Here is a 282-nt window from a genome sequence, read left to right as displayed (position 1 = left end):
CCCTTTCTCATTTCGCAGTGCTACAATTAAGACCAACAGCGCGAGGAAACGCAAAATGTTGTAGCTCCCTTTCTCATTTCGCAGTGCTACAATGGAATTGATGTGCCATGCTTTGAAGTCCGGGTTGTAGCTCCCTTTCTCATTTCGCAGTGCTACAATCTGCAATCGTATTGCTCAGGCTGTAAACCTGTTGTAGCTCCCTTTCTCATTTCGCAGTGCTACAATTTACGACTTTCTGCTTGGCAAACTGCGTATGTTGTAGCTCCCTTTCTCATTTCGCAG

Source organism: Neisseria sp. HMSC055H02 (assembly GCF_001813335.1).
Lineage (GTDB): Bacteria > Pseudomonadota > Gammaproteobacteria > Burkholderiales > Neisseriaceae > Neisseria > Neisseria sicca_C.
Note: the sequence above shows the minus strand (reverse complement) of the source record.